Source organism: Lutibacter maritimus, assembly GCF_900116115.1.
GTDB lineage: Bacteria > Bacteroidota > Bacteroidia > Flavobacteriales > Flavobacteriaceae > Lutibacter > Lutibacter maritimus.
This window is the reverse complement of the sequence record NZ_FOZP01000003.1, coordinates 247151-269858: the sequence shown is the minus strand read 5'-3', so window position 1 is coordinate 269858 and position 22708 is coordinate 247151. Positions and strand designations below refer to the sequence as shown.

At 30.3% G+C, this 22708-nt stretch carries 22 protein-coding genes; 18 read left to right on the top strand and 4 right to left on the bottom strand.

What is annotated here, in order from left to right; genetic code table 11:
- The 3 genes from BM335_RS06740 to BM335_RS06730 form a co-directional block, all read right to left on the bottom strand.
- Positions 1-1257 (bottom strand): TolC family protein, encoded by a 1257-nt coding sequence (locus BM335_RS06740; protein ID WP_090224607.1) that lies wholly within the window; start codon positions 1255-1257, stop codon positions 1-3.
- Complete coding sequence (locus BM335_RS06735; protein WP_090224604.1) at positions 1254-5069, bottom strand: efflux RND transporter permease subunit; 3816 nt, start codon at positions 5067-5069, stop codon at positions 1254-1256. Before BM335_RS06735 ends, BM335_RS06740 begins: the two co-directional genes overlap by 4 nt.
- 112 nt (positions 5070-5181) lie before the next feature.
- Complete coding sequence (locus BM335_RS06730; protein WP_090224602.1) at positions 5182-5598, bottom strand: HYC_CC_PP family protein; 417 nt, start codon at positions 5596-5598, stop codon at positions 5182-5184.
- 159 nt (positions 5599-5757) lie between these two features.
- On the opposite strand from BM335_RS06730, the gene BM335_RS06725 reads away from it, so the two are divergent.
- The 3 genes from BM335_RS06725 to BM335_RS06715 all read left to right on the top strand — a co-directional run bounded on the left by BM335_RS06725 (position 5758) and on the right by BM335_RS06715 (position 7662).
- Positions 5758-6027, top strand: coding sequence for a hypothetical protein (locus BM335_RS06725; protein ID WP_090224600.1), 270 nt, complete (start codon positions 5758-5760; stop codon positions 6025-6027).
- Positions 6028-6107: 80 nt separating this feature from the next.
- On the top strand, positions 6108-7082 hold the full coding sequence (locus BM335_RS06720; RefSeq protein WP_090224597.1) for a PorP/SprF family type IX secretion system membrane protein: 975 nt from the start codon (positions 6108-6110) through the stop codon (positions 7080-7082).
- Between the two features lie 67 nt (positions 7083-7149).
- Positions 7150-7662, top strand: a complete 513-nt coding sequence (locus BM335_RS06715; RefSeq protein ID WP_090224595.1) for a gamma carbonic anhydrase family protein — start codon at positions 7150-7152, stop codon at positions 7660-7662.
- Positions 7663-7833: 171 nt separating this feature from the next.
- On the opposite strand, the gene BM335_RS06710 is transcribed toward BM335_RS06715, so the two are convergent.
- Positions 7834-8235 (bottom strand): HU family DNA-binding protein, encoded by a 402-nt coding sequence (locus BM335_RS06710; protein WP_090224847.1) that lies wholly within the window; start codon positions 8233-8235, stop codon positions 7834-7836.
- A 562-nt stretch (positions 8236-8797) separates the two neighbouring features.
- Between BM335_RS06710 and BM335_RS06705 the strand changes: the two genes are divergently transcribed.
- From BM335_RS06705 to BM335_RS06635, 15 genes are all read left to right on the top strand, one after another.
- Positions 8798-10774, top strand: coding sequence for a hypothetical protein (locus BM335_RS06705; protein WP_090224593.1), 1977 nt, complete (start codon positions 8798-8800; stop codon positions 10772-10774).
- A 166-nt stretch (positions 10775-10940) separates the two neighbouring features.
- On the top strand, positions 10941-11492 hold the full coding sequence (locus BM335_RS06700) for a GNAT family N-acetyltransferase (protein WP_090224590.1): 552 nt from the start codon (positions 10941-10943) through the stop codon (positions 11490-11492).
- A 156-nt stretch (positions 11493-11648) separates the two neighbouring features.
- Positions 11649-12767 carry an alpha/beta hydrolase-fold protein gene (locus BM335_RS06695; protein WP_090224587.1) on the top strand — a complete coding sequence of 373 codons (1119 nt, stop codon included), beginning with the start codon at positions 11649-11651 and terminating at the stop codon, positions 12765-12767.
- Between the two features lie 63 nt (positions 12768-12830).
- Complete coding sequence (locus BM335_RS06690; protein WP_090224586.1) at positions 12831-13298, top strand: DinB family protein; 468 nt, start codon at positions 12831-12833, stop codon at positions 13296-13298.
- Positions 13299-13350: 52 nt separating this feature from the next.
- Entirely contained in the window at positions 13351-14067 is a 717-nt protein-coding gene (locus tag BM335_RS06685; protein ID WP_090224583.1) for a hypothetical protein, read from the top strand.
- Positions 14068-14236: 169 nt separating this feature from the next.
- Entirely contained in the window at positions 14237-15178 is a 942-nt protein-coding gene (locus tag BM335_RS06680; RefSeq protein ID WP_090224581.1) for an aldo/keto reductase, read from the top strand.
- A gap of 29 nt (positions 15179-15207) precedes the next feature.
- Positions 15208-15972 carry a hypothetical protein gene (locus BM335_RS06675; RefSeq protein WP_090224578.1) on the top strand — a complete coding sequence of 255 codons (765 nt, stop codon included), beginning with the start codon at positions 15208-15210 and terminating at the stop codon, positions 15970-15972.
- Between the two features lie 95 nt (positions 15973-16067).
- Positions 16068-16505, top strand: a complete 438-nt coding sequence (locus BM335_RS06670) for a VOC family protein (protein WP_090224576.1) — start codon at positions 16068-16070, stop codon at positions 16503-16505.
- Between the two features lie 182 nt (positions 16506-16687).
- Positions 16688-17200, top strand: coding sequence for a hypothetical protein (locus BM335_RS06665; RefSeq protein WP_090224574.1), 513 nt, complete (start codon positions 16688-16690; stop codon positions 17198-17200).
- Positions 17201-17329: 129 nt separating this feature from the next.
- Complete coding sequence (locus tag BM335_RS06660) at positions 17330-19195, top strand: mucoidy inhibitor MuiA family protein (protein WP_090224845.1); 1866 nt, start codon at positions 17330-17332, stop codon at positions 19193-19195.
- Between the two features lie 130 nt (positions 19196-19325).
- The gene (locus BM335_RS06655; protein WP_143102390.1) at positions 19326-19712 is read left to right on the top strand and encodes a hypothetical protein; all 387 of its coding nucleotides are present in this window, start codon (positions 19326-19328) and stop codon (positions 19710-19712) included.
- 326 nt (positions 19713-20038) lie between these two features.
- On the top strand, positions 20039-20617 hold the full coding sequence (locus BM335_RS06650) for a hypothetical protein (RefSeq protein WP_090224570.1): 579 nt from the start codon (positions 20039-20041) through the stop codon (positions 20615-20617).
- Between the two features lie 194 nt (positions 20618-20811).
- Complete coding sequence (locus BM335_RS06645; RefSeq protein WP_143102389.1) at positions 20812-20997, top strand: hypothetical protein; 186 nt, start codon at positions 20812-20814, stop codon at positions 20995-20997.
- 74 nt (positions 20998-21071) lie between these two features.
- Entirely contained in the window at positions 21072-21428 is a 357-nt protein-coding gene (locus BM335_RS06640) for a hypothetical protein (protein WP_143102388.1), read from the top strand.
- 336 nt (positions 21429-21764) lie between these two features.
- Positions 21765-22676 (top strand): alpha/beta fold hydrolase, encoded by a 912-nt coding sequence (locus tag BM335_RS06635; protein ID WP_090224562.1) that lies wholly within the window; start codon positions 21765-21767, stop codon positions 22674-22676.
- Positions 22677-22708 lie beyond the last annotated feature (32 nt).

The following is a 22708-nucleotide window of genomic DNA, read 5'->3' as shown; positions in this document are numbered from 1 at the left end:
TTAGTCATTTTTAGAAAGTAAATACGCAAGTTTTGCTGCTGCAATAAATTGATTTTTAACTTCAGTAGCCATTGCTTTTTTATACATTAAAACATCTTGATTTAACCGTAATATTTCAATAAAATCTGCATTAGAATTACTGTAAGCAGCAATTAAAAGCGACATTGCTTGTTTGGTGCTTTTTACCTGATTTTCAAATAATTTCAATAAATCAGTTGATTTTGACACCTCATATTGCGAACTGCTATAACTGCTTATTAAATTATTAGTTGTGGCTATTTTTTGCGCTTCAGTGGCTGTTATCATATACGCTGCTTCTTTTTGTGCCGCCTTATATTTTTTACTGAAAATAGGTAGTGTAACAGAAAGCATAGGCATTATAGCATCTTGTCCGTTCATTGCTAAATCAGGCACATCTCTTTTAGCAATAATTGAATAGTCTAGTCCAATGCCTATTTTTGGATAACTTTCCTTTACAGCAACTTTTTTTTGTGCTTCAAATGCTTCTTTTTGCCGGTCTAATTGCACCAATTTCGGATTGTTATTCAACAGTGAATCTGAAGCTATCAACACATTTAAGTTTGTTGTAGGTAATTTAGTTGGGTAAAGAATCTCTATCGTATTTTCTCTGTTCAACAAAGTATTGAGTGCTATTTGTAAAGGTTTTTTCTTATTTGTTAGAATCTGAATATTGGTAATACTTTCGTTTCTTTTAATATCAATTCTAACTACATCAACCATGACACCTTTTCCATTTTTAAATTTGTTTAAGGCTAAGTCTTTATAAGTATTTAAAATGTTTAAATTTTCTTCTTCTAACGTGATCATTTGCTGTAACTCGTACATTTCAGCATATACTTTTTTTACATTTAAAAACACTTCATTTTTGGTATCAACATAGTTTTGAAACAGTGCTTCAGCCATTAAATTTGCGGCGTTTTCTTTTGCTGCTAAAGTGCCAAACCACGGAAACATTTGCATTAAACTAAAGCGCGCTTCTTGTCTACCAATTCTGGTTTCAATCATCCTACCAAATGCGCTTACAGTTAAAGTAGGATCAGGTAAAGCACTTACCTGAGGCGATTTTTGTAAAGCAGCTTCAAATTTTGCGTAAGCCGATTTTACCTCAGGATTGTTTTTTGACGCAATTTGTAAATACGCATCTAAAGTTTGTCCATTTACTTGAAATGAAAATAGCAAACTTAGTATAATTAAATATCTAATATTTAATATTTTATATATAAACTTCGTTTTCATTTATTATTTTTTTTAATGACAGACTCTCTCCAATATGCTTGTAAAACAGGGACCACAAACATGGTCATAATTTGAATGATCATTCCACCAAAAGTGGGTATTGCCATAGGAATCATAATATCTGACCCTTTACCTGTTGAAGATAACACTGGCAGTAATACAATTATGGTTGTGGCGGCAGTCATCATTGCTGGTCGTACACGTTTTTTACCTGCTTCTAGTACTGCGGCACGCACTTCAGAAACTGTAGTTGGTTTTTTTTCTTCAAATACTTGATGAATGTAAGTTCCCATAATAACGCCATCATCGGTTGCAATTCCAAAGAGGGCAATAAATCCAACCCAAACAGCCACACTTAAATTAATAGTATGAATTTGAAATAAATCGCGCATATTAACACCTGAAACAGAAAAGTTTAAAAACCAATCTTGCCCATACAACCAAAGCATTATAAAACCACCGGCAAAGGCAACAAACACACCTGAAAAATGGATAGAAGATGCAATAACGGTTTTAAATTGAAAATACAATAACAGAAAAATAACCACTAAACTTATTGGAATTACAATAGATAATCGTTTAACTGCACGTACTTGGTTTTCATAACTTCCTGAAAATTTAAAACTCACCCCTTTAGGAACTACTAAACTACCATCAGCAATTTTAGAATCAATTAATGCTTGTGCATCATTTACCACATCCACTTCAGCATAGTTTTCTTTTTTATCGAATAACACATATCCCACTAAAAAAGTATCTTCACTTTTAATCATTTGAGGTCCGCGAATAAAATTAATTGTTACCAATTCTCCTAAAGGAACTTGCACACCTGTAGGTGTTGGGACTACTATTTTTTTAATTTTCTCTGGATCATCTCTTAACTCACGTGGGTAGCGAACTCGCACCGGATAACGCTCTCTGCCTTCAACAGTGGTCGTTGTTTTCATACCTCCAATAGCCGTTTCAAGTATTTGTTGTGTTTTTTCAATACTTAAACCATACCTGGCAATGGCGTCTCTATTTATATCAATTACTAAATAAGGTTTTCCAACAATTCTATCGGCAAACACAGCATTGCTTTTAACTGATGGCACTTCTTTTAAAATACTTTCTAGCGTTAAACCAACATCTTGAATGGTTTTTAAATCAGGTCCGTAAACCTTTATACCCATAGGCGCTCTCATACCCGTTTGTAACATTACTAATCGTGTTTCAATCGGTTGAAGTTTAGGTGCTGATGTTACTCCCGGAATATTGGTAACTTTTACAATTTCATTCCAAATATCATCACTATTCTTAATGTGCGATCGCCAGTTTCTGTAGTACTCGCCATTTGCATCTAATACTAAGTTTGTTTCCGTAATGCCTTGTTTTAATGCATCTTCATTTGAAATTGCCGTTCCATCTTTTAATACAAAGTTATTATCGTTATCAACCTGAAATCTTTTAGGTTTTCCTTCATCATTTACAATAAATTCTGACTTATAGTTTATGATGTTTTCAAACATTGAAATTGGTGCTGGATCAATGGCGCTTTCAACTCTTCCTAATTTTCCTACGGCGTTTTCTACTTCAGGAATATTTGCGACAAGTATGTCTAATTTTTGAAGCGTGTTTTTACTTTCTTCTATACCAGCGTGTGGCATGGTTGTTGGCATTAATAAAAAACTACCTTCATTTAATGAGGGCATAAATTCAGAACCCATCCCAGGAAAAGTATTCGATGCGGTTTTCCAAACCGTGGTTTCGCTAATATTCCAACCTATTTTTTCAGTGCCATTTCTAACAAAGCTAAAAGTGTTGTTAAAACCAATCCAAGATAACACCCCTAAAAACAAGGTAAATACTGGAATTAAAAAGAATGTTGCTTTGTTATCTAAACACCATTTTAAAATAGTTTCGTAAAAATGCACAATAGAGAATAAGGCGCCTAAAATTAACCCCATGATAATTATAACAAATAAATAGTTTGCAAATACACTATTTTGTGGACCTAAAGGCATCCAAGCTTGTGCAAGAAAAAACGTGGCTATAAATAGCATTAAACCAACATTTATTTTGTTTGAATGTTTTCTAAATTTTGCTGGTATTTGATGTTCAAAAAGTGTTTGAGCTCCTAAAATACAAAGCACTAATGGAAGCCAAGTAAGGTAAGTAATAGCCATTATTAAACCTGCCACTATTAGCACAATTCCCCAAATGCGTTTTACTCTTTTGTTATTGAAATTAATACCAAAAATAACGTGCGCTAATGATGGTAAAACAACAATACCTAACACAAATGCACCTAACAGCGCAAAAGTTTTGGTAAAAGCAAGCGGTATAAATAGCTTACCTTCTGCAGATTGCATGGCAAAAACAGGTACAAAACTTACTACGGTGGTAGCTAAGGCAGTTGTAATTGCAGAAGCAACCTCTGTGGTTCCTCGGTAAATTACTTGTAGTAGGGCTTTTCCTTTAGCACCTATGTTTTCGGGCATTTCTAAATGCCGAATAATATTTTCAACAAATACAATTCCAATATCAACCATAACACCAATGGCAATAGCAATACCAGAAAGTGCCACTACATTTGCATCAACACCTGCATAGCGCATCACAATAAACGTCATTAAAACACCCACAGGTAATAAGCTAGAAATAATGATAGAGGCTCTTAAATTAAAAAGTAACACTAGCACTACTATAATGCTTATTAATATTTCATGTGATAGTGCGGTTTCTAAGGTTCCTATCGTTTCGTGAATCAATTGTGTTCTATCATAAAAAGGAACAATAGTTAATTGACTAATAGTGCCATCTGCCAATGTTTTTTTAGGTAAACCAGGTGCAAACTCTTTTATTTTTGCCTTAACATTATTAATTACTTCTAGCGGATTAGAACCATAACGCGCTACAACTACACCGCCAACAACTTCTGCACCTCCTTTGTCTAAAACACCTCTTCTAGTGGCTGGACCTAAATTAACAGTAGCAATATCTTTAATTAAAATAGGCTTATTGTTGGTTACTTGCACCACCGTATTTTCTAAATCTTTGGTAGATTTAATGTACCCCAATCCGCGAATAAAATACTCTGCTTTATTAATTTCAATAGTTTTAGCACCAATATCACGATTAGAATTTTTAACCGCCATCATTACCATATCAATACCAATATTGTAGGCTTTTAATGCATCTGGATTTACATCTACCTGATATTCTCTAACATATCCACCAACAGAAGCAACTTCTGAAACTCCTGAAACGGCGTTTAAAGCATATTTTACATAATAATCTTGTGCAGAACGTAGCTCTTGTAAATCCCAACCACCTGTTACATTTCCATCAGGATCTCTACCTTCAATGGTGTACCAATACACTTGGCCTAAAGCTGTAGCATCAGGTCCTAACCCAGGATTGATGCCTTCTGGTAATAAGTTTGAGGGTAGGGAATTTAATTTTTCTAGTACTCTGGAGCGCGACCAATAGAAATCTACCTTTTCTTCAAAAATGATGTAAATACTAGAGATTCCAAACATAGAAGAACTTCGGATAGATTTTACGTTGGGAATTCCTAACAATGACGTTGTTAACGGATATGTTATTTGATCTTCAATATCTTGTGGTGATCGGCCAGGCCATTCTGTAAATACAATTTGTTGATTTTCTCCTAAATCAGGAATGGCATCAACAGGCACAGGATCTTTTGGTAAAAATGCGACATTCCAATTGAACGGAGAAGTTACAATACCCCAACCAATAAAAACCAGCAATAAGAGCGCCGTTACCAACTTATTCTCTAAAAAATATTTTATTATTTTATGCAACATAAAAATGAATTTTAAACTTTAAATGAATGTTTAAACCTAATAGCATTAGGTGGTTAGCTGTTATTTTGGAGAAAGACCAAAACAATAGCAATTCAATTTAAAAAGTTTAAAATCAAATTCTGAAAACCTGATAAAGTACCGCAATGTCTTTGTTGACCAGCGGCGGCGAATATGCTGTAAAAGGAACAGCTGTAGTATTAGTTCCTTCAAATAAATTTAAGTAAGCATAGGTAAAAGCAATCACAAATGATGCTTGCTGAAAAGAAATTTTTTGAAAGTCAATTTTTAGATTGGACTGTCCTTCAATTTGTTTCACCGTGTCTGAACAGCAATCTTTTTTTATAGCATTACAATCACTAGTTGCAGGGGCTGTTTCCATGGCCATACCGCAAGTTTCTGCTTTAGAAAACAACGCACTATCTACAAGCAAGTCACCGCAATAGTGCTCACTAAAGGTAAATGACATTGTAGAAAACAATACTACAAATGCCATTAATATAGCTGTTATTTTTCTAAATAATTGCTTCATAAGGTGTTACAAAGGTAAAAAAAAATAACAAATGTGTATTAAAATGCTGTTAAATGTTAAAATTGTTTTTTAATTTCTTACGGTTGATTTTTTTCTAATTTATTAAAAATCCGTAACTTACATACAGTATATAGTAGTGGTAAATTTAAATTTTATAGTATGTTATCAATTCATTTGTTTGAAGTAAATAGTAAAGCGCAAATTGCTAAAATTATTCGTGAAAAAATGGAGAATAATGGCATTAAAAAGATTGAAATTATAAACGGAACCAATTTAAGTAAAACTGCTGTTAACAGTATTTTAAGTGCGCACTTAACGGATAAAGATTACCATTTTGGAACACTTTTAAAAGTATTAGAATTTATGAAAATTAAAATTTTTATTGGTAAAAACGAAGAATCACAAACAAAAGTTTTATCGCTTTTTTAAAGCTTAGTGGCAATTATAATTTTTCTCAATTCATAAATACGTATAAATAGCATATATTTGAAGGTCGATTTTTTTACGTAATGAAATTTTTTAAAGTATTTGTAGTAACATTTTTTTTAACGCTTCCTTTTTTAAATGCACAGGAAACATTGCCTATTTATGCTGATTATTTATCAGACAATGTTTTTTTAGTACATCCATCAGCAGCAGGAATTGGAAATTGTGGAAAATTAAGGTTTACTGCAAGAACACAGTGGGCAGGAATAGAAGATGCACCATCATTACAAACATTAAGCGCCCATACCAAAGTGGGTGAAAATATGGGCTTGGGGCTTATTTTATTTAATGATAAAAATGGCTATCACTCGCAACAAGGAGCTCAAGGTGCGTATGCGTACCACATTCAACTTGGCAATAGATATGATGAGGTAAACCAATTATCATTCGGACTTTCTTTTATGGTGGTCAATAACAATGTTGATGAACGTGATTTTACCATTCCAGATCCTGTAATTTCACAAATTGTACAAAGTGAAAGTTACTTTAATTCCGATGTTAGTATGGCGTACCACAAAGGCGGTTTTTTCTCGTATTTTACTGCAAAAAACATTTTATTAAGTGCGCGTAATTTGTATAACGACCGCTATGAATCTTTAAACCTACGCAGGTATTTAGTAACCTTGGGGTATTATTATGACCAAAACGATAATTTTCAGCTAGAGCCATCTGTAATGGCGCAAACTATTGAAAGAACAGGAGAGAAGTTTGTAGACTTTAATTTAAAAGTATATAAAGAAGTACAAGATGCGCAAATATGGGCAGCTTTTTCTTACAGAAAAGGTTTTGATAATGCCAATACCGAAGAGTTAAACTACCTAACACCCATTGTAGGTGTTAACTTTAATAACTTTATGATTTCTTACACATACACCAAGCAATCTGGTGAAATTTTATTTGATGATGCTGGGTATCATCAAATATCTTTAGGGTTTAATTTTGGTTGCCGTTCACCAAGAAGAATTGGTGGTTGTCCTAATATCAATGGCTCATTTTAATACACTTTCAATTTTATTTAAGTAATTTTGCCATCTAAACAGAAGGTATTATTTAGTATTATAAAATATGATTATTAAAGAATTAAACGGAAACAAGCCACAGTTTGGTGAAGACTGTTTTATTGCAGAAAACGCAGTAATTATAGGAGAAGTAAGTATGGGCAACCAATGTAGTATATGGTACAATGCGGTATTACGTGGCGATGTACATTATATAAAATTAGGAAACAAAGTAAATGTACAAGATGGTGCTGTGATACACGCAACCTATCAAAAATACCCAACAAATATTGGCAACAACGTATCTATAGGACACAATGCTTTGGTACACGGTTGTACCATTCACGACAATGTTTTAATAGGGATGGGCGCCATTGTAATGGATGATTGTGTGGTAGAAAGCAATAGTATTATTGCTGCAGGTGCGGTGGTTACCAAAGGTACACATATTGAGTCTGGAACTATTTACGCAGGTGTGCCAGCAAAAAAAGTAAAAGATATTAGTCAAGAACTAATTTCTGGCGAAATTGATAGAATTGCCAATAACTACGTTAAATACGCAGGTTGGTATAAACAATAGTTGGGCGTTACCTTGTAAGCTAGGCTAAGGTTACTTGCTTTTTACTGTTTGTAAAAACTTTAAAAAGAGGCAACCAAATTGCGCTATGCAAACCATAAAAATAAGTATATAAAACCAACAGTGTAACTTTAAAAGGAACGTTGTTGGTTTTATAATTTTAACAGCAAACAGTTAGTTACTAGTACTGCCTTCTTTATAGGTTTTTAGTCCTTTTTTTAGCCAACGTTTGATGTATACCGATGGTTGAAAATTTAAATGATACTTTACAATACTTTTTTTAGGTGTTAAATCTTTTGCGTTTTCAGCAGCAATGCTTTTAAAACCAATTTTAAATTTTCCAATATTTTCAATATCTATGGTTTTGCCTTCTTTTAAATGAAATTCTAGTTTTTCACCAAGGGCAAACAAAACCGCTTTTACATCTACTTTGCTTAAAGTACATTCGTTACTAATTTCATAGCTAAGCCTATTAATATCTATAGTTCCGGTACTAACGGCCTGCATAATATAGTTCGATTTCTTTTCTAGGGCAATGTTGTTGCTTCTTTTGGTAATTCTGTAGCGTATAGGCATTTTTAACATTTTTTAAATGGGTGGTTACTATTTTAATATTATAAAGGTTATTGTTAATAAAAAATAACCCATAACAGCGGTTAAATAATGTTAATTATGTATCTTTAACCATCCTGTATTAACTGCCTGTTAATTTACTACTATTTTTTAATAGTACAAATTCTTCAAATTAATTGTACAATAATTTTAATTTAATTCTACAATTTTTTTACACAAAATTGTACAATATTTTTATTAAAGTTCAGCACAAATTATAATAAAGTCCTTAATAAATTGTACAAAAGTCTTTATTAAATTATAAGCACTTAGCACTGTATATTATTTGTTAGCTGTATTTTTTTAAAAAGCCCTAAGGCAGTACCATATAAAAGTGAGGGCGTACTGTTAAAAAAAAATACACAAAGAGGTTTCCCTTTTTATTTTTTTAGTATTTTTATACACATAAAAAAATTGCAAATTCAAAAACAACTATAAAACAAAGGTTTATACAGAAAATAGTAATACTGTAGGGTTGTATTTGGTTGGAGATATATAGTTGTGGTTAAGCTGAAAAAAGAACAATATGCAAATAGACATCAAAGGAAAAATTAACGAAAAGAAACTTGCTTATAGCAATACACTACTTCCTTTATTTGAGGCAATTGTTAATTCTATTCAAGCAATAGAAGAAGATAGTTCAACCAAAACTGGAATTATTGAAATTGATATAATTCGTTCAACTCAAAAAAAATTAGAACTATCCGAAAACGAAATTTTACCCGAAATAATTGATTTTGTAGTAAAAGACAATGGAATTGGCTTTAATGAAAATAATTACGATTCTTTTAATTTTGCTCACTCAACATACAAGTACGGTAAAGGAGGAAAAGGAATCGGACGATTTACTTGGTTGAGAGCATTCCGAAAAGCTGAAATTGAAAGTCGCTATAAAGAAAACGGACAATGGAATTTAAGAAAGTTTCAATTTGAACCTACAAAAAAAGGGATTGAGAATCATACTTTAAATCAAGTAAATACAACACAAGAGAGATACACAATAGTAGCTTTGAGAGGATTAAAAGCTGATTACAGAAAATGGTGTAACAATAATCCAGAAGATATTGCTCTAAAAATTATTGAACACACATTCGTATACTTTTTAAGTGATGATTGTCCTCGAATAATAATAAATGATTTGGATAATAAAATAGTTGTAAACGACCTTTTTAAACTTTTCACCAAAGGACAAGTAAAAACCAAAAATATAAAAGTTAGAACCAATGCTTTTAAATTAAGCGTTGTAAAACTTTACAGTAATAAAATTGATAACAAAATCCATTATTGTGCAAATACCAGAGAAGTAACATTTGATAAAATTTCAACAGATATCCCAGAAATGGATAATTTTCTTTACGATAAAGAAGGTAATCCATTCTCAATTTCTGTTTACGTAGAAGGGGACTATTTAGATAATAATGTTAACGATGAAAGAACTTCCATAACTTTTGCAAAAGGTGAAGTGAAATTTCCAGATGAAACTTCACAAGAAGAATTAAGAAAAGAAATAACTTCCATGATTTATAACGAATTTGAAGACCAAATTGAAAAACTGTCTCAAACTCGATTTACAAAAGTTAAAGAGTTTGTTTCGCAGCATCCGAGATATAGACAACTTCTAAAATACAAACCAAGTCAAATCAAAAAAATTCCTTCGACACTCAATGAGGAGAAAATGGAATTGGAACTTTTTAAGATTCAACAAGAACTTGAGTTAGAAGTTAAGCAAGAAGCAAGACAGATATTGCGCTTCATTGAAAGTGACGAAGACAAAGAAGCATTTTCAAAAAAACATCAAGAATTATATGCAAAAATAATTGAAGTTGGTAACTCGAAATTATCAGAATATGTAATTCATCGTAAATTAGTTTTAGACTTGTTTGGCAAGTTTTTAAAAGAAAAAGCATCTGAAAAGGCAGTACATAACTTAATATTTCCATTACAAAAATTATCTGACGAAATAGGATTTGAAGAGCATAATTTATGGATGATAGATGAGAAACTTTCTTATCATAAATACTTGGCTTCTGACAAAAAATTTAATAAAGTAAAGGCAATGGAATCGGAATCAAACGAAAGACCCGATTTATTGATTTTTAATAAACCTTTTGCATTTGCCAATGATGAAAAACCATACGAATCTATTGTAATCATTGAGTTTAAAAGACCAATGAGAGATGATTATTCGGATAAAGAAAATCCGATTACGCAAGTAAATCGTTATGCAAGAGAGGTAATTAATGGTATTGCTAAAGACAAGAATAAAAGAGAATTTGATTTAAGAAAAAATACACCAATTTATGCTTACATAGTTTGTGATTTAACTACGAAACTTAAAGCAAGTGCATCAGATGCAGGTTACAAACTTTTACCGAGTGGAGATGGTTATTTCTTTTTCAACGACAATTACAATATGTACGTTGAAATAATGAGCTTTGATAAAATATTGAAAGACTCAAATGAACGGAATAGAGTTTTATTTGAAAAATTGAGCTTAACATAAAAAAGCCAGCTACCAACAATACATATAAAAAATTGCTAAATTCAACAATATAGAATATTTATAGAACAAATAAATATTAATTTTAAAAAACGGAAAATTACGTTTTAAAACTTATAACTTTTCATATTCTAACTAGTTGTACAATATTATCACTCGTCCTAAATAAATGATAGATTTTAAAAAAATAATACGTTCTGAAAGAGTCTTTCTTAGACCGATGAAAACCGACGACTTTGAAAAAATGAAAAGTTTGACAACTGACCCCAAAATGTGGTATTATTTTACTGCTGACTTATCTGATGAAATAATTTTAAAGCAATGGATTAAAACAGCCATATCTGACCTAAAGCAGCATAAAGCACTACCTTTAACAATTGTAGATCCTAAAAAGGAGAATATTATTGGAACAACAAGAATTGGCAATATCTCAGAGGTAAATAAACGAGTTGAAATTGGATGGACTTGGATTTCGAAAGAATATCAAGGCACTGGAATTAACGGACACGTAAAAAAACTACTATTTGAATATTTATTTAGTGAAACAGCAACTTTAAGAATTGAATTTAAGACAGACATTCTGAATATACCTGCTAGAAAAGGAATGGAAAAGGTTGGCCTCATTAAAGAAGGCGTTTTAAGAAGTCATACTTTGATGACAAATAATCGAAGACGAGATACTTTGTATTATAGTATCTTAAAAGATGAATGGAATAAATAATAACGCTTTGCAATAGCTATACGTAATTGTTGGTTATAGCCTACTTACAAAAATCCTTACTAATTTTAGAGGTCAATTAATATTTATTATATTAGTTTTTTTATCAACGCAACGAATGTTGTACAAACCCTTTGGTAATCATATAACATCAACAGAATGAGTAAAATTATAATTGCAGCACTGTTTTTTCTATTCGGATTAAATCAGGTAAAATCACAAAATATTGAACAAATTATAATCGGTACAAAACATACACTACATTCCAATATTTTAAATGAAGAAAGAGCGTATTGGATTAACCTACCAGAATCATACCATAATAGTAAGGAATCTTACAAAAAGTACCCTATTCTTATTATACTTGATGGGAATACTCATTTTAAACCTATAACTGGAATGGTAAGCCATATGAGTGGCAACGGAAAAATTCCGGAAATGATTGTTGTAGCTGTTCAAAATGTAGATAGAAGACGAGACTTTACGCCAGACAAAATCGTTACAGTAAGAGAAAATAATTCAGGAGGAGGGGAGAAATTTTTAAGATTTCTGGAAGATGAGCTTATACCTGAACTGGATAGAAACTACAGAACAGAACCTTATAGAATTTTATATGGTCATTCTTTAGGTGGTTTACTTGCTACTTATGCCTATATGAAAGAAAAAACTCTTTTTAACGCATTCATTAGCGTTGATCCAAGTCTTGGAACTTGGGACGCCAAAACTATGGATGAAAAATTAGATTCCGTAACGGCTAATTCTTTTAAAAGGTTTATTTACTTTGCAACAGCCAATTGGGGTAAAAGAAATTTTAGAAACCGAGATCGCCATATACGATTGTATGAAGCATTAAATAGTAAATGTGAAGGAGCGTTTTATGCGAAACTAGCATATTTTGAGAATGAAAGCCATAGTACCGTTCCTCCAATTGCTTTTTATGATGGAATTTCTACGATTTTTAAAGATTATGATATTTCTTTCAGAGATGTAGATACCAAAGCACAGCTAATTGAACATTTCCAATCTATTTCTCAACGACTTTCTTGGAGTTTTAAACCACCTGAACAACTTGTGAACCAAATAGGATATAGTATGTTAAGGAGTGGAAACGAAAACAACAAATTAAAAGCATTAGAATTCTTTATATTAAATACAGAAAATTTCCCTAATTCTTCCAATGCCTATGATAGTTTGGGAGAGGCTTATGAAATTTTAGGTAATAAGAAAAAAGCAACCGAAAACTATAAAAAAGCACTTGAACTTAATACCAAGAGTTAATAAATGCAATGGGTAACACCTTACTATAATTTATGTTGTTAATATGATAAAATATAACAGAAAATGACACAGACCGAATTTATAATTTTAAATTTTAATGAAATAAGAAGAAAAAGTATAAAACTTTGGAAAGCACTGCCAGAGAGCTATTACAATTGGAAACCTGATGAAACAGCAATAACCGCAATAGAAATGATTAGACACGTGTTACAAGCTGATTATGGATGGAATATAATTATCAATCAAGGAGATATGACAAATTACAAAACGCCTTGGGAAAACAAACCTTTTGTGAGTGTTGCGGATGAACTGGAATTTGCTGCACCTTATCGAAAAGAATTCTTGGAAAGTGTTAGCAAATTTTCAGAAACTGAATTAAAAAAAACGAAAGTCATTCATCCAGGAAATGGAGAACATAAAACACTCGGTAAATATTTATTAAGAATAGGGTATCACGAAGCTGTTCACGCAGGACAATTTTTATCGTATTTAAGAGCAATGAATATTAATAGACCTGAATTATGGGATTAAAATAAAAACACTACAGCCAACAATTGGTAAATAGAAAAATACTTTTTAAGTGATGTATTATAATACAAACCACAACAGTATACATATAAAAAGAAAGTTGCTTCAATTCCTTATTTTAATTCCAGTATTGTATGCTTGTGGGCAAGAAAATACATCAAAATCAGCTAAAATTAAAAATGATATAAATATTTCTAATACCATTAATAATGTAGGCTTGCAAGATAGTGCTGCAATAGCACTTGAAAAATACATTGATACTAAATATGAATATGTTGCTGTTAACAACCAACGGCTAACAATAGAAAATAGTTTGCCAAAAGGTGGGCTAACATATACGGATTCTAGTAATACAAAATATGTGTATGCTATTTTTTGGACGCGGATAAAAAATGAAACAACCAATCCGTTTGAATTGTCTTTAAAAGTGTCTTCAGAATTTTTTGAATTACCATCATCACCAAATAATTATTTTAAAATAGTTTTTCCACTGGAAAAAATGACACTTGATAAAGCGCCATTATTTAATTATGGAATAGCGGATATAGCTGCTACTTTGGGTGGTAATCTTTATAATTATGGTTCACTTCACAGCACAATACCGCCCAATGAAACAGCATTATTTTATGTGATAACACTTTTTAAAAAAGGCGTAAATGGCACAATGCGAGCAGGGCTATCTTTAAATAATGGCAAGTTATATTATCGCGTAAATGATAAACAAATACCCAGCGGACAGTACAATTTAAAAGACTTAAAACTAAAAAATTAACTACAGTAACTAAAATAGAATAATTCTAAAGCTTTAATGTATTAAATTTAATCGTTGGAAAATTGCGTTTTCAAAATTGTAACTTTGCATAGCCAAAACGGTTGGCAACTATAAAAAATAGTTATTTATACTCAATATTTAAAATCAAATACAAAGAAATTTCTACACAATGAAATATAAAAAATACATAAAAAACACCATAAATATATCTGAAATAGGCCTTGGTGCTTGGCAATTAGGACAAAACTCTGGTTGGAAAAGCATGACAGAAACTGAAGCCACTCAACTTGTGCATAAATCGTTAGATTTTGGAATCAACTTTTTTGATACAGCGCCAAATTATGGACACGGAACAGGCGAGGCACGTTTGGGTAAAGCGCTTAAGGGAGTTGATCGAAGTAAAGTTGTAATTAACACAAAATTTGGTCATACACATACCGGTACACAAAACTATAATGCTAATAATATACGTGAATCTTTAGAAGGAAGTTTAAAAAGGTTGCAAGTAGACTATGTTGATTCACTGATTATTCATAACCCACCTTCTGAATGTTTTGATGGAAATAAAAATGACCATTACGAAATACTTGATAGGTTAATTGATGAAGGAAAAATAAAAGCATACGGTGCTTCTTTAGATACTTATGATGATATGAAGTTATTAATGAATACCACAAACTCAAAAGTAATGGAGGTGTTTTTTAATATTTTACATCAAGATACTTTGCGCGGATTTGAACAAGCACAAAAAGAAGAAGTAGGTATTATCGTAAAAATTCCATTGGATTCTGGCTGGTTAACAGGTAAATATAATGCCGAAAGTAGCTTTAATGATATTAGAAGTAGATGGTCTAAACAAGATATTGAAACCAGAGCTAACTTAGTAAACAAAGTGAAAGCTGTATTTGGAACAGATGAAAACTTGGCTCAAAAAGCCATAGCTTTCTGTTTGGCGTATGATGCTGTTTCTACGGTTATTCCTGGTAATGTAACTATTGAACAGTTAAAAAGCAATGTGCAAAGTGCAGATATTTCTATTTCACCAAGTATTATTAGAGAACTTGAAAATTTATATCACACTGAAATTAAAAAACGAAACCTGCCTTGGTAAAAATACGTTGTGTAACTTGGTAACAAAAAATGAAAATTTTAACATTAGTACTTTTAACATTAAATCTGACTTTATTTGGACAAGAATCTGAATCAACAGATTGCTATGAAATAAAATATCTTGACTTTTTTGGATTAGATCAAACAGAAGTAACAAAATGGCCTCCATCGGAGCTTGATGGATTGTTGAAAATGGATTTTGCTAAAGACAACAGGCAATCTGAAATTAAGACAAACGTTCTAATTCCAATGATTGTGTATCAGTTAAAAGAGTTTCACCCTAAGTGCACTAAGAAAATTGACACATTGTATTTTAATACAATTACAGCAGTGTATTTGAAAATAAGAGAAATAGATAGTACCCAACTACTAAATAAATCAATTGCTGAAAAAATTGATTTTATACGAGCAGATTTCTATTCTCAGGTAGAAAATATAAATTACCTACCAAAAATGACAATGACTTTTGATGATGGTCCTTTTTACGGAATTAACTATGATGAAAAATTTGAATTAAAACCAATTAAAATTCAGGAAACTGCATTTGGAACCTTAATTATTTCAAAGGTTGATGATAAGACCATACTTACAAGTAAAGACAAAAATGGAAATGTAATTTGGCAAAAATCAATAACTGGATTGTATGATAGAAATTTGACCGGATTGTATTTTACCAAAAATCCGTTGAAATATAATTCAGTGGCAACTGTTGTTCATATGTATTCAGAAGGAGAAAGATTTACGCTATATTTAAAAAAGGACGGAAGTTTTATGCATTACTTTCATTCATGGTAAAAAAATAAAAAACATCATTTCTTGTATGATACTATTTTTATGAATTTAAAGTTGTAATAACTTTGAGATTTACAAACTATCTAAAAAATAAAATTATGGCTCTTATTAATCCTTACATTAACTTCAACGGAAATGCTGAAGAAGCATTCAATTTTTACAAATCAGTATTTGGTGGTGAGTTCACAAAAATTATGCGTTTCAAAGATTTATCAAGCGCAGAATTTCCTGTAGCGGAAAAAGAAGCAAATAAAATTATGCACATTGCTTTACCAATTGGCAATAATATTTTAATGGCTAATGATGTTCCAGAACATTTGGGACGTGTTAATGAAAATGAAAACAGATCTAAGATATCTGTTAGCGCCGAATCTCGTGAAGAAGCCGATAGATTGTTTAAGGGACTTTCTGCTGGTGGAGTTGTTGAATTTCCTCTTAGCGACAGTCCTTGGGGTTCTTATTTTGGAATGTTTAGAGACAAATACGGTATTGAATGGATGGTAGATTTTGATCCAAAATATCACGGACAAAAATAATTAAGGAGTAAAGCTAGGAGTAAGCAATAACATCCATAAAAAAATACTACATCCACTAAAATAGAATAATTCTAAACTTTTAATTTATTAAATTTATCTAACAAAAAATGGCAATCATCAAACCGCAATTTTGATGATACTAAAACCATTTGTACAATTAAATCAATTATAAAAAAGAAGCTATGAAAAAACTTTACATGATTATTTTACTACTATCAATTACAACTCATTCTTTTTCTCAAAATTTTACAACAAAAAATGCTGGAAACTGTTATAGTTTAAGCATCCCAAATTATATGGCTAAAACCTATGATTTGAATGATGCTGCAACTTTACAATATAAAAATGCAGTAAAAGAAGCGTATGTTATTGTTATTGAAGATTCTAAAGAAGAGTTAAATTCTTTAAGTATGATTTTTCAAAACCCTACAGAGTTTCTTGAAAACTTTACAAAAGAATATCAATTAGAATCTGAAAATAGAACAATCTCTGAAATAACTGAATTTAAATCAAATAAAAATCAGCACGCTCAAGTTGAAATGAGTTGGAATTCAGAGGAAGGTAGTATTTATATGCTAATAACTGTTGTTGAAACAAAAGAGCATTTTTATAAAATATTATGTTGGACTTTATCTGAATATAAAGATAATTTAAGAGATGATTATTTAACGATTTCCAAATCACTAGTCGATTAAAAGCTACAACCAATACCATTAATCCTTTACTTTCAATTAAGAAACAACAAAAAATTGCGATAACAAAACCATAACGTGGGTTATATTAAAACATTTATAACAATTACAACGATTAAAAAAAACGAAACTATGAAAAAACTATTGATTTTAATTATTTGCTTGATATTTAGCAACATATACTCTCAAGAAATAAATGAGAAAAAAGTTATAACTGTAGTAAATGAAGTAACAGTATTTATTAAAGATGCTCAAATTACACGAAAAAAAACTGTTGATTTATCACAGGGTATAACCACCTTAAAATTCATTAATTTATCACCATTTATTGATGCTAAAAGTATTCAAGTTAAGGCCAATGAAAATGTAACCGTGTTATCTGTAAACCATCAACAAAATTACATTGACAAACTTGAAAAACAACAAGAATTATTAGACTTGGAATCAAAACTTCAAGAAATTGAGAGTAAAATGAATATTGAAAAAACGTATTTAGATATTTTAAAAGAAGAACTAGCTTTTTTACAAGGAAACAGAAATATAGGAGGAAAAAATCAAGAATTAAGTGTAACAAATCTTAAAGAGGCATCCATTTTTTACAGCTCAAAATTAACTGCACTAAAACTTAAAGAAATAGAAAGAAATAAAACTTTAAGCGAGTTAAACAAATCAAAAATTGATTTAAATCTTCAGATTAAAACATTAACCAGTAAAAGAGATTTTCCTAATGGAGAAATACTTGTTAAAATTGATTCGAAAAATAATACCAAAGCAAATTTTGAACTTTCATATTTAGTAGGTAATTCAGGTTGGTATCCATCATATGATATAAGAGCCAAAAATATAAACGAACCTATTGCGATTATTTATAAAGCGAATGTGAAACAAGATACCAAAATTGACTGGAATAATGTAAAATTAAGTTTATCCTCTGCTAATCCAAATATTTCAGGAGTTGCACCAGAATTGAAAACTTATTTTTTAAATTACAATACATTACCACCTACATATAATCTTATATCTAATGAAATTAAAGGAAAAGTTGTTGATGAAAATCAATTACCATTACCTGGTGTAAACGTTGTTGTTAAAGGTACTACTATTGGCGCAAGTACTGACTTTGATGGGAATTATTCAATTACAATACCAAATAATTCAAGTCAGTTAGAGTTTTCTTATATCGGTTATGAAAGTCAAATTATACCAATAACAAGCACTACACTAAATGTTTACTTAAAAGAAGATAGTCAAAGTCTAGAAGAGGTTGTAGTTGTTGGGTATGGAAGAAAAAATAAAAAATCGGTTACAGAAGTTTTAGAAGGTAGAGTTGCAGGTTTAGAAATACAAGGAGCTAGTAGTTTACAAATTCCTTCAACACAAGTTAAAAAACAAACAACTGTAGATTTTGAAATTGAAATTCCATATTCAATAAAATCAGATAACAAAAGTTATTCTGTTGATATGGCAAATTACAATTTACCTGCAGAATATAAATATTTTTGTGTACCAAAAATAGATAAAGATGCATTTTTGATTGCAAACATTTCTGATTGGGAAAAATATAATTTACTTGAGGGAGAAGCTAATATTTTTTTCGAGGATACGTATATAGGAAAAACATTATTAGACATTAGGTATGCAACTGACACATTACAAATTTCATTGGGAAGAGATAAAAATGTTTCTGTAAAAAGAGAAAAAGTAAAAAACTTTACTACTAAGCAATTTATTGGAAGCAAAAAAGAGGAATCTAGAGTTTGGAGTATAAATGTAAAAAATAATAAAAGTCAAACAATTAATATGTTAATTTTTGATCAAGTTCCTGTTTCAACACTTGAAGAAATTAAAGTAGATATTTCTGAAACTTCAGGAGCAAAACACAACATTGAGACAGGTGAAATTAAATGGGACTTTTCAATTGATCCTAATGAAAGTAAAAAATTTGAACTAAAGTACACGGTTAAATATCCAAAGAATAGAAATTTGATTATAGAGTAAAAACTATATAAAACAATGTGTATAAAAAATCGCGTAATTGAGTAAAATAGAATGTTTTTAAAACATTTACAACGATTATAAAAAAAACGAAACTATGAAAAAAATTATTTTATTACTTATAACTACTTTGATGCTATCCTCATTTAAAACGGATAATATTTCTGATTTTAGCATTGTAGGAAAATGGAAAGGAGATGACGGAAATGAAACTGGTTATTTTCTTTTTGATGAAGAAGGCTATGCGTATATAGAGGTTAAAGGACTTAAAATTGGCGGAAAAGATTTTGAGATAGAAGGAAAAAGAGGGAGTGTAAAGTATGAAATTGATTACTCTAAATCTCCAATGGAGATAGATTTTATTTTTACAATATTTGATGGCAATAAAACGAAAAGATTATTGTGTATAGCAAAAAAAATAGATAATGATAAGATTTTATTCTCTATTGGTTTTAATGGAGAACGTCCTACTGATTTCACAGAAAATAATGAAATGATTTTTAACAGAATAAAAGACTAACGGCACTCAAAAAAAGGCGAAAATAATTACTCAGTTTTTTTGTTAACTTAGTTATTGTTAATATAACTAAACATTACACAAATACGTTATGTTTTTATTATAACAAACCAATAACTGGTGATAAAATTCTTTTAAAAAATTAGACAAAGTATTACTATTGAAATAGAAGATAATTAACAGCAGTACATCAGCGTACATAATTAATTACCGATGTTAGTTTGCTTACAAAAATCCATTAGCATTTTATATTTGGTTAATATTCAATATATTAGTTGCGTAAACATCTAACAAAATTATACACAAACAAGTTCTAACCAATACAAAAAATGAAAACACAAAAAATAGTTTACTTATTATTGATAATCACCTTTTTGAGTTGTAACAGTGATTCAGAAACTTTAAAAATAGAAGAGTTTAATTGGACGGTAAGCATTCCGGAAAATTTTGAACCAATAAATAAAGAAGAATGGAACAAAACCCTAAATAAAGGAATAAATGCTATTGAAAATACCTTTGATGAAAAGGTAGAAAATAACGCTGTAACCCTATTTACCTATAAAAATGGACAGTATAACAACTTTGAAGCAAATTGGCAACCTTTTGATGTTGAAATTGACGGAGCATACTTGGATACTTATGCTGAAATAAACAAGATGTTATATCAAACGTATGAAAACCAAATACCTGATGCAAAACTCGATTCAGTTTCATCTATTCAAAATGTAAGCGGATTAGAGTTTTATCGATTTGACGTTTCCATAGAGTATCCTAATGGAATAAAAATGAAAACTATCGGTTTTAGCCGTTTATTTGATAAAAAGGAATTCACAATGAATATTACTGCTGTAGATAAAACAATTGAACAGCAAATGCTGGATGCATTTTTAAGTTCTAAATTTGAATAAGTACTGGTTACTACAGCTTGTATAATTATTTGTTGAGGTTCGTTTGCTTATGATAAACTCGATAGCATTTTTTATTTGGTAAGTATTTAATGAAACATTTAATGAAATGATACTCCAACAAGTTGCTAAAATTTGTAGGCATCGCTGTAACAACTATCAAAATTCAGCTACCAATAATTAAAAACGTATTTAAAATGATGAAAATCACGAAAAGAAAAGCATTGATTTTATTAGCAATGGGAATGTTTGTAATTGCCATTTCTCAAGTACTTTCTTACTATATTGTATTACCTGATTTAATGAAAGGTTCATTCATAGGAATTGGACTTGGATTATTGCTGTTAGCTACCGTTTTAGGAACTTTCAGAACTGTTAAATAATAGCGTTTTCTTATTCCTTGGAACCATATATTTTACCAGAATATAAAATTGATACTAAAATAAAAACTACCAAAATGAAAAAGACTTACATTCAATTAATTACAATAACACTATTGCTAATTTCATGTGGAAATTCAACGGATAGTAAAAAAATTACAATTGATAATTTTAATGAAAAATTTGTAGATAGCTTAATACCTATTCCTAATAAATCTTATGTTGTTTATTATATTAAAATTGAAGGAACTTCAAATGATACAATTAGAATAAGTCCAAGTAAAGCAGATGATTCAAAAGACTACTATTATTATTTAACAGGTGATTTTAAAAAGGAAATTAGAAGTGACTATTATGGTGGAGCACCAGAATATATAACTTTCGATCCTTATAAAGCAACTAAAGGAAAAGTTAAAATAACTTACAGATTTTAATAGATTTAAAACACAGTTATTAGCACTTTTAATATCCATTAAAGCTATTAAAAACTGAATTTTAATAGTTGAATTAGAAGATTAATTAAGTGCAAATCATTTAAAAAGCGCTTTCAAATCTTGTTATTAACAACGTGAATGATAAATGATATTGTTATTATTTACACAGATAACAACTCTTAAATACCATTGCTTAAAGCGGTTTGCAAACAACAAAAATAATTTTAAATTTGAGTTGATTGATCAACTTAAAACACGTGTAACAAAACTCCTGGGTTTATCGTCTATGCTGTAATAAATTGATAAAAATAATATAGACTTAAACAAATTTTAGGAATGAATAAACTACTTATATTAATTTCATTGACTTTATTTACACTAACTAGTAAAGCTCAAGAATACAATTTTACCACCTCTGATAGCGTACACTTATATGTAAAAGTTAAAGGAAAAGGCAATCCTTGCCTTTATATTCACGGCGGACCTGGTTCTGGAAGTTATTGGATGGAAAAATTTTCTGGTGACATCTTAGAAAAACGTTTTACCATGATTTATCTTGACCTAAGAGGTGTTAGTCGTTCAAGCAGCCCAGCTGATGGTAATTATAGTATGGATAGAATGATTCAAGATTTTGAAGAAATTAGAAAATTTTTGGGATTTGAAAATTGGATTATTATGGGACACTCTTTTTCAGGCACAATGGTAACAGGCTACGCAAAAGAGCATCCAGAATCTATAAATGGGATAATGATGTTTAATTGCTCGCTAGATCTTACACAGAGCATTAATGAGAGTTGGATACCTAAAGCTTGTGAAGTTCTTAGTTTAAAAGATGTGTCTTATTTTAAAAATGATACTATTGATATACACGATAAACTGAACCGCATTTTTCCATTGCTCAATGAAAAAGATTTAACGTGGAAATTAGCCTATGAAAATAAAGATAATGAAACGTTAATGAATGCAACTTTTAACGAAATCCCTAATTGGAATAATGATTTCGGTAGTATCGGTCTCTCTCACAAAGATTACATGACTAATTTTAAAAAATACACTCCAGATATTAAAATGCCGGTATTATTTTTTTATGGTGAAAATGATTGGACTATTGGTCCTAACCATTATAAAGGCGTTTTATTTCCTAATATGCTATTATGGAAGAGTAAAGTAGGTCACGTTCCATTCATAGAAAATAAAGAGGATTTAGCAAAAGCAATAGATAAATTTGTAAAAAAATTCCATTTGTAATTTCAATAAACCAAACCTAATAGGAGTTGTTA